Here is a 6584-nt window from a genome sequence, read left to right as displayed (position 1 = left end):
CCCGTCCCCGTTCGGCCGCGCGGGCGGCCTCCGGAGACTTACGCGGCGTCTTGCGTTGTGGTGACGACGCTTCGCGAGTAGGAAGCACTTAGGTGTCTGACACCCGCATAGACCGGCTGCAGGCTTGAAGGGTGCTTCCAGGGTGTCAGACACCCATTTTGGCGAAGGCACTCGCTTTTGCCGGGTACCCGATACTGCCAGATCTGTAAGACTGATTCGGGTGTCAGACACCGACGGATTTGTAGGACTGAATCGGGTGTCTGACACCGGCAGATTTGTAGGACTGATTCAGGTGTCTGACACCGTCGTGGGAGCACAGGTCGCTGCTAATCGTCACTTGAACTCAAGTGCCCGATGGGCGGCGCGTACGGGTCGGCAAGTTGTGGCGGATCGTCGCCGCGCCGCCCATCACCGCCCCTCCCAACGTGAGGCGACCCATTAGAAAACCAACGTCCGCCAGCGCGCAGCGCACACCGCCACGACGACCCACCGACCCGATGCCGGGTTGCCGCCGCCCGGGCGGCAGCAACCCGGCGGCCTCGCAGATCTCCTTCCCTGACCACAGGTCTTGCAGCGCCCATACCAAAGACCCTAGCAGCACGGCGTCGTGGTCACCGGGGAGGCGAGCGCCGTCGATGCGCCCGAGGGAATCTGAAGGGAGCCGAAGGCGGACGAAGATGACGAAGGGGCAGTCCGGAGCGAAGGCTCCGGACCGCAATCGTGGCCCCGCGCGCCCCGGGCCGCCACCGTGCCGGACGCCTAAAGAACCAGCACCGTACCAACCAGCAAAGATCTAAAGCCCCGGCTCAGTCTGCCGGAAAACGCGAAAATCAAAGCACCCAAGCAACCACATCCCGAGCTTGACGAAGGCAGCAGCAATGGATTTTTCTTTCAAATGCACCACCTGCGACGAGGTTCACCACGGCCTGCCGAGCTTCGGCGCCGATGCGCCCGCCACGTATTACGCCGTGCCGCCTGAAGAACGCGAGCAACGTTGCGATCTGGGCAGCGACGATTGTGTGATCGATGAACAGCACTTCTATGTGCGCGGCTGCATCGAGCTGCCCATCGCGGGTCACCCTGAACCTTTCGTATGGGGCGTGTGGGTGTCGCTCAGTCTGCAAAGCTACGAGACGTGGGTGCGCATGTCGGACGAGGCAAAGCGTTCGCACACGCCGCCTTTGTTTGGCTGGCTTACGACGCGGCTCGATCCATATCCCGACACGATCGGACTGAAGACGCACGTGCATCTTCGGGACGACGGCATCCGGCCGTACATCGAACTGGAGCCGACGGACCACCCGTTGGCAGTCGAGCAGCGCGAGGGGATTACGTCCGACCGCGTCGCGGAGATCTATGCGCTGCTGGTGCATGGCGAGACGGGCGGGGCGTAGGCGGGCGCGGCGTAGGCGGGCGATTCGCCGAACGGATCGCTGTCGAACGGCACGCCGCCTGATGATCGCTGCACGACGGCACGTCGCCTAATGATCGCCGCCCGACGGACCGCCGCCCGACGGACCGCCGCCCGACGGACCGCCGCCCGACAGACCGCCGCCCCAAATTAGCCGCCCCGCCAGCCCGCGTCAGGCGCTGAACGTCAATGCATTCGTCAGATCGCCCATCGCCGCTTGCCCACGCGCCGTCATGGCGTCATCGCGCGCCTTCAGGCCATCGAGCATCGGCAGATCGAAGAGCCGGGTGGCAAGACGCAGGATGGAGCCCGTGTCGTAGATGGTGTGGTCCACCGTGCCCTTCTTGGCGAAAGGCGACACGATCACCGCGGGAATGCGCGTGCCCGGGCCCCAGCGGTCGCCTTGCGGCGGCGCGACGTGATCCCACCAGCCGCCGTTTTCGTCCACGGTGATCACGACCACCATGTTCTCCCACTGCTTGCTCTTTCTCAGGCTGTCCACGATGTGCGCGATGTGGCGGTCGCCCGAGTCCACGTCCGCATAGCCCGCGTGCATGTTCAGGTTGCCTTGCGGCTTGTAGAAGGTCAGCGGCGGCAGCGTGCCGGCTTCGGCGTCGGCCAGGAATTTGTTGGTGGAGTTGAGGTCGCCCAGGCCGCCGTCGCGGATATGCGCCGTGCGCGCCGCGGTGCCGGGCCCCGTGCTCTTGAAGTAGTTGAACGGCTGGTGATGTGCCTGGAAGTTCGGCGACGACGGAAAGCCCGTGCTGGCCGTCGAATCGACGGCGGCTTTCCAACCGCCTGCGTACCATGCCCAATCCAAGCCCTTGGCGCTCATCAGGTCGCCGATGTTGGCGTGAGTTTGCGCAACCATGGTTTGCGGGCTGGCCGGATCCGCCTGCGTGGGGTCCGTGGCGTCGCGGCTGAACGACGGCCAGTAGGGCGGGGCCATGGTGTTGACGCCGTAGCCATCGGGCGTGAGCGCGCTGGCGCCGAACTGCGGAATGCCGGTCAGTGCGCTGGCGGGCGACGTGGCCTTGGGTTCGAGGCGCGGATCGGCAGGATCCGTGCTTTGCAGTTGCGCGATCTGCGTCTTGGCGACCGAGCCGGCGGCGTCGGGATAGAAGGGCGGACGCGCCGCGACCAGGTATTGATGGTTCAGGAACGAGCCGCCGAACGCGCCCTGGAAGAAGTTGTCGCACAGCACGAACTCCTGCGCCAGCTTCCACAGCCGCAAGTTGTACGCGGAATCGCTGTAGTGACCCATGACGAGCGCGCCGGAATCAGCCCAAGCGACGAATTTGTCATTCTTGCCGCCGTTGATCTGCATCTGATTCTGGTAGAACACGTGCCAGAGGTCGCGCGTCACCACGCCTTGCGGCAGGGGTTCGCCTTGCGGTCCCTGCAACGCGAAGGGCGCGTTGGACAGATTGTTCATGTAGGCCGCAGCCTGGTCGACCTGGTAGGTGATGTGGTTGGCCTGCTGCGACGTGGGCACCATGCCGTTCCAGACCGGCGGCAGCACGGGCAGCGGCGTGCCGTCGCGATCGAGCTGCGTGTAGTCGGCCGGCGTCAGCGCGGACAGCGGCTTTTCCACGCCGGGGAAGTTGGCGAACAGATTGTTGAAGCTGCGGTTCTCGGCAAAGATCACCACCAGCGTCTTGACGTTGTCGCGCAACTGCGTGGTGAGGTCGGGCGCAGGCGTCGGCGTGGGTTCCGGCGCAGGCGCCGGGGCGGGCGTCGAAGGGCTGTCATCGTCGTCGTCATTGGAACACCCAGACAGCGCGCCCATCGCGGCAGCGCTGGCGCCCAGCGCTGCGATGCCGGTTAGAAAACCGCGTCGGGTGGCGCGTACGGGTGTTGTGCTGGGGGCGTCCTGGGAAGGTTCTCCAGTGCTTTTGTCTTTGTCGGACATGAGAGGTCTCTTGAGCTTGCGGATGACGTGGCGCACTGTCATTGCGTCACGAAAATCGCCGGATGACAGCCGGCATCGTTAACGGCCGCTAGGCTAAAGAGACAAGGTTCTATCGGTGTGACCATCCGCTGTCGGGAAGCTGTACGCAGTCATCTGCATGCCCTCCGACTTGCACATCCTGTGAAACAGCGCTATTATTCAAGGCTTGCTTTTTCAAGCGCCCGTAGCTCAGCTGGATAGAGTACCTGGCTACGAACCAGGGGGTCGTAGGTTCGAATCCTGCCGGGCGCACCAAGTTTTTTGCGGTTGTTTTCGCCATGCGCGGATCTTCAGCGGAAAATCGAAAAAGCAAAAGCAGTGATGCAAAAGTACTGCTGCAAAAGTAGTGAAGCAAGAGCGGGATTATTCTGATATAATTTTGCCTCTTTGCCGGAGCGCCCGTAGCTCAGCTGGATAGAGTACCTGGCTACGAACCAGGGGGTCGTAGGTTCGAATCCTGCCGGGCGCACCAAACTTCACGGTCTAAACACCGCGATGTCAAAGCAGCAAAGAAAATGAAAAGGCCTTTGATCTTGAATCGAAGGCCTTTTTGTTGTGTGCGGCGCATTGATGCACGTGAAACTGATGCACTAATCGTTGATGCACTCCGCATCGATCAATGCGCATCCCATCAATGCGCGGCTTCTTCCTTTTCTTTCGCTTGCGGCTTGTCGTCCGCTTCGTCGAAGCCCCAGTCTCCAAACAGGTACCAATCATCGCCGAGCGATTCCGCCGGGTGCATGGTGCGGCCCGAGCCGTTGCCACAGGCCATGGAATCGGTGGAGCAATATCGGTCGCAACCCCAGCAGATCCGTTCGGGGTGCTTGGGATGTAGCGGAAACTTCTTGGCCATGCTGTCTGCCTGATGTGTTCTTGTTGAACTCAGCGTACTGCTGACGGGCCGTGAGTTTCATTGACTTCGCGCAAAGGCAGGGGAGCCGCCTGTGCGGACACCCCACTTAAACGGGGTCGATTTGCATGGCACGATTCTTTCGTGTTATAAACACGCCTCTTTCGGGGCGCCCGTAGCTCAGCTGGATAGAGTACCTGGCTACGAACCAGGGGGTCGTAGGTTCGAATCCTGCCGGGCGCACCAACTTATTCGAGGTCATGCTTCACAGCATGGTTTCACCCAGAAAGACGCAGCAATGCGTACGCGAAGAGCGGCTTGATGAATTCATCAAGCCGCTTTTTCTTTGGCGGCATATTTTTGGCCGCATTCTTCAGGCCACATTCTTTTGGCCACATTCCTTTGGCGGCATTCCTTGGCCGCTCTTCAGGCAGCGGCAAAGCCCGCCATCACCACACGCGATATACCCGCCCCGTCTGCACGCCTTCGACGCTGCGGCTGTACGCCAGCGCGACACGGCTGGCCGGCGCAGCTTCGAAGCCCTGGAAGTACGGACCATAGTTGTCCAGCGATTCCTGCAGGACGGTGGGGCTGACCGCGTTGATGCGGATGCCTTGCAGCTCCACGGCCGCCCCGCGCACGAAACCGTCGATGGCGCTGTTCACGGCGGCGGCGTTGGCGCCGAAGCGGATGGGTTCATCGCTCAGGATGCCGCTGGTCAGCGTGATCGAGCCGCCCGCGTTGACGTAGTGCTGGCCGATAAGCGCCAGGTCGACCTGTCCCAGCAACTTGTCGTGCAGGCCGACTTTGAACTGGTCCGCCGTCATGTCGGCGAGCGGTCCGAAGTGCAGGCTGCCGGTCGCCGAGACGATCGCATCGACCTTGCCGACACGTTCAAACAGGTCGCGGATGCTGTCGCTGCGGGTCACGTCGACCTGATATTGGCCGCGGGTCTTGCCGACGGCGATGATGTCGTGCCGCTGGCCCAGCTCGCGCGCGATGGCGCTTCCGAGGGTGCCGCTTGCGCCGATGAGGATGATCTTCATGAAATTCTCCGGAAATGCCGATAAGGGGAGCGCCGGTAAGGACCCGACGCATGGATGCATTCTGCGCGCGGCATTCCGTCTGAAAAATCCTAGAATTGTCGGATCAGTCAATACTCGGAGTGTGTAATCCATGGATCGCCTGCTCAGCATGGAAGTCTTTGTGGCGGTGGTTGAGCTGGGCAGCCTGTCTGCCGCCGCGGCGCAACTGGATATGTCTCCCGCCATGGCGGCCAAGCACGTCAAGGGCCTGGAAGACCGGCTGGGGCTGCGGCTGATGAACCGCACGACGCGACGCCAGAGCCTGACCGAGGCGGGTCAGGCCTATTTCGCGCGCTGCAAGACGATCCTGGCCGACATCCGCGACGCGGAGCAGGGCGCGGAGGCGCTGCGTTCGGCGCCGCGCGGGCATCTGCGCATCACCTCGTCGGTGTCGTTCGGATCTTTTGCGCTGGCGCCGGCGATCGCCGAATACCTGTCGATCTATCCCGACGTCAGCGTGGAGCTGTCGCTGAGCGACATGGTGGAAGACGTGGTGGCATCGCGTTTCGACGTGGCGCTGCGCATTGGTGAGCCCGCTGATTCTGGCCTGGTGGCGCGCCGCATCGGGCTTTACCAGATGATCATCTGCGCGGCGCCGGCGTATCTGGCGCGCTACGGCACGCCGGCCGTGCCGGGCGATCTGGCGCGGCATCAGTGCCTGGACTTCTCGCATTGGAGCCGGCGCACCGGCTGGCGGCTGGGTACGGACGAGGGCGGGGAGATGGGGTATCCGACAGGGCGGTTCGTGTCGAACAACGGGCAGGCGCTCAGGCAGGCTGCGCTGGCGGGCTTTGGCATCGTGCTGCAGCCGGAGCTGCTGCTGGCCGACGACGTGCGCGCCGGCCGCCTGGTGCCCATCCTGCAACCTTACTGGCCGGTGGCCCGGCCCATCACGTTGCTGTACGCCAAGGACCGCCAGGCCCCGCCCAAACTCACGACATTCGTCGATTTCGTGATGACGCGCTTCGGGCGGTAGTGGCGGGTAGTGGTGGCGGGCTGCGGTGGTGCGTAGTAGCGGCGGCCGTCAGGCGCGTCGTCGGTCCACCGCGGTCAGGGACGTGCCGCTCTTGAGCAACTGATAGGTCTGACCGCCCAGCCACGCGACTTTTTCACCGGAGCTGGTGCGGCAGACGCAGTGGGTCTTAGGATCGAAGCGCGGCGTGCCCAGCGCGGAATACGCGCCAGGATCGGAAACGAAACGTTCGATGCGATACAACGTGCCATCGGGCGACGTGGCGAGCACGTCGGTCAATCGTCTTGCGGTGCCGAGCATATTCAATACCTCCA

The 6584-nt window shown here is 63.2% G+C and carries 6 protein-coding genes and 3 tRNA genes; 5 read left to right on the top strand and 4 right to left on the bottom strand.

Annotated features, from left to right (window positions below):
• Positions 1–878 precede the first annotated feature (878 nt).
• A complete protein-coding gene (locus RT697_RS26620) occupies positions 879–1394 on the top strand; it encodes a DUF2199 domain-containing protein (RefSeq protein ID WP_313702628.1) in 516 nt (171 codons plus the stop codon).
• A 189-nt stretch (positions 1395–1583) separates the two neighbouring features.
• Here RT697_RS26620 and acpA read toward each other — a convergent pair whose 3' ends face one another.
• Positions 1584–3323, bottom strand: coding sequence for an acid phosphatase (gene acpA, locus RT697_RS26615; RefSeq protein ID WP_313702627.1), 1740 nt, complete (start codon positions 3321–3323; stop codon positions 1584–1586).
• 217 nt (positions 3324–3540) lie between these two features.
• Between acpA and RT697_RS26610 the strand changes: the two genes are divergently transcribed.
• A tRNA-Arg gene (locus tag RT697_RS26610) sits at positions 3541–3617 on the top strand.
• A 140-nt stretch (positions 3618–3757) separates the two neighbouring features.
• A tRNA-Arg gene (locus tag RT697_RS26605) sits at positions 3758–3834 on the top strand.
• Between the two features lie 159 nt (positions 3835–3993).
• On the opposite strand, the gene RT697_RS26600 is transcribed toward RT697_RS26605, so the two are convergent.
• Positions 3994–4215, bottom strand: a complete 222-nt coding sequence (locus tag RT697_RS26600; RefSeq protein WP_313702626.1) for a DUF3079 domain-containing protein — start codon at positions 4213–4215, stop codon at positions 3994–3996.
• Between the two features lie 166 nt (positions 4216–4381).
• Here RT697_RS26600 and RT697_RS26595 point away from each other — a divergent pair.
• Positions 4382–4458, top strand: a tRNA-Arg gene (locus RT697_RS26595).
• Positions 4459–4661: 203 nt separating this feature from the next.
• On the opposite strand, the gene RT697_RS26590 is transcribed toward RT697_RS26595, so the two are convergent.
• A complete protein-coding gene (locus RT697_RS26590; protein ID WP_313702625.1) occupies positions 4662–5258 on the bottom strand; it encodes a short chain dehydrogenase in 597 nt (198 codons plus the stop codon).
• Between the two features lie 130 nt (positions 5259–5388).
• On the opposite strand from RT697_RS26590, the gene RT697_RS26585 reads away from it, so the two are divergent.
• Positions 5389–6273, top strand: a complete 885-nt coding sequence (locus RT697_RS26585; RefSeq protein ID WP_313702624.1) for a LysR family transcriptional regulator — start codon at positions 5389–5391, stop codon at positions 6271–6273.
• 48 nt (positions 6274–6321) lie between these two features.
• On the opposite strand, the gene RT697_RS26580 is transcribed toward RT697_RS26585, so the two are convergent.
• Positions 6322–6570, bottom strand: a complete 249-nt coding sequence (locus tag RT697_RS26580) for a hypothetical protein (RefSeq protein ID WP_175124227.1) — start codon at positions 6568–6570, stop codon at positions 6322–6324.
• Between the last annotated feature and the right edge of the window lie 14 nt (positions 6571–6584).

Origin of the sequence: Achromobacter sp. (assembly GCF_032113835.1) — a bacterium.
Lineage (GTDB): Bacteria > Pseudomonadota > Gammaproteobacteria > Burkholderiales > Burkholderiaceae_B > Achromobacter.
Note: the sequence above shows the minus strand (reverse complement) of the source record. Positions and strands in the feature narration are given on the sequence as shown.

Bases quoted from the DNA above. Each gene is read 5' to 3' on its own strand.
- acpA (WP_313702627.1), bottom strand. From the start codon at position 3,323: ATGTCCGACAAAGACAAAAGCACTGGAGAACCTTCCCAGGACGCCCCC.
- RT697_RS26580 (WP_175124227.1), bottom strand. From the start codon at position 6,570: ATGCTCGGCACCGCAAGACGATTGACCGACGTGCTCGCCACGTCGCCC.
- RT697_RS26620 (WP_313702628.1), top strand. From the start codon at position 879: ATGGATTTTTCTTTCAAATGCACCACCTGCGACGAGGTTCACCACGGC.
- RT697_RS26585 (WP_313702624.1), top strand. From the start codon at position 5,389: ATGGATCGCCTGCTCAGCATGGAAGTCTTTGTGGCGGTGGTTGAGCTG.
- RT697_RS26590 (WP_313702625.1), bottom strand. From the start codon at position 5,258: ATGAAGATCATCCTCATCGGCGCAAGCGGCACCCTCGGAAGCGCCATC.
- RT697_RS26600 (WP_313702626.1), bottom strand. From the start codon at position 4,215: ATGGCCAAGAAGTTTCCGCTACATCCCAAGCACCCCGAACGGATCTGC.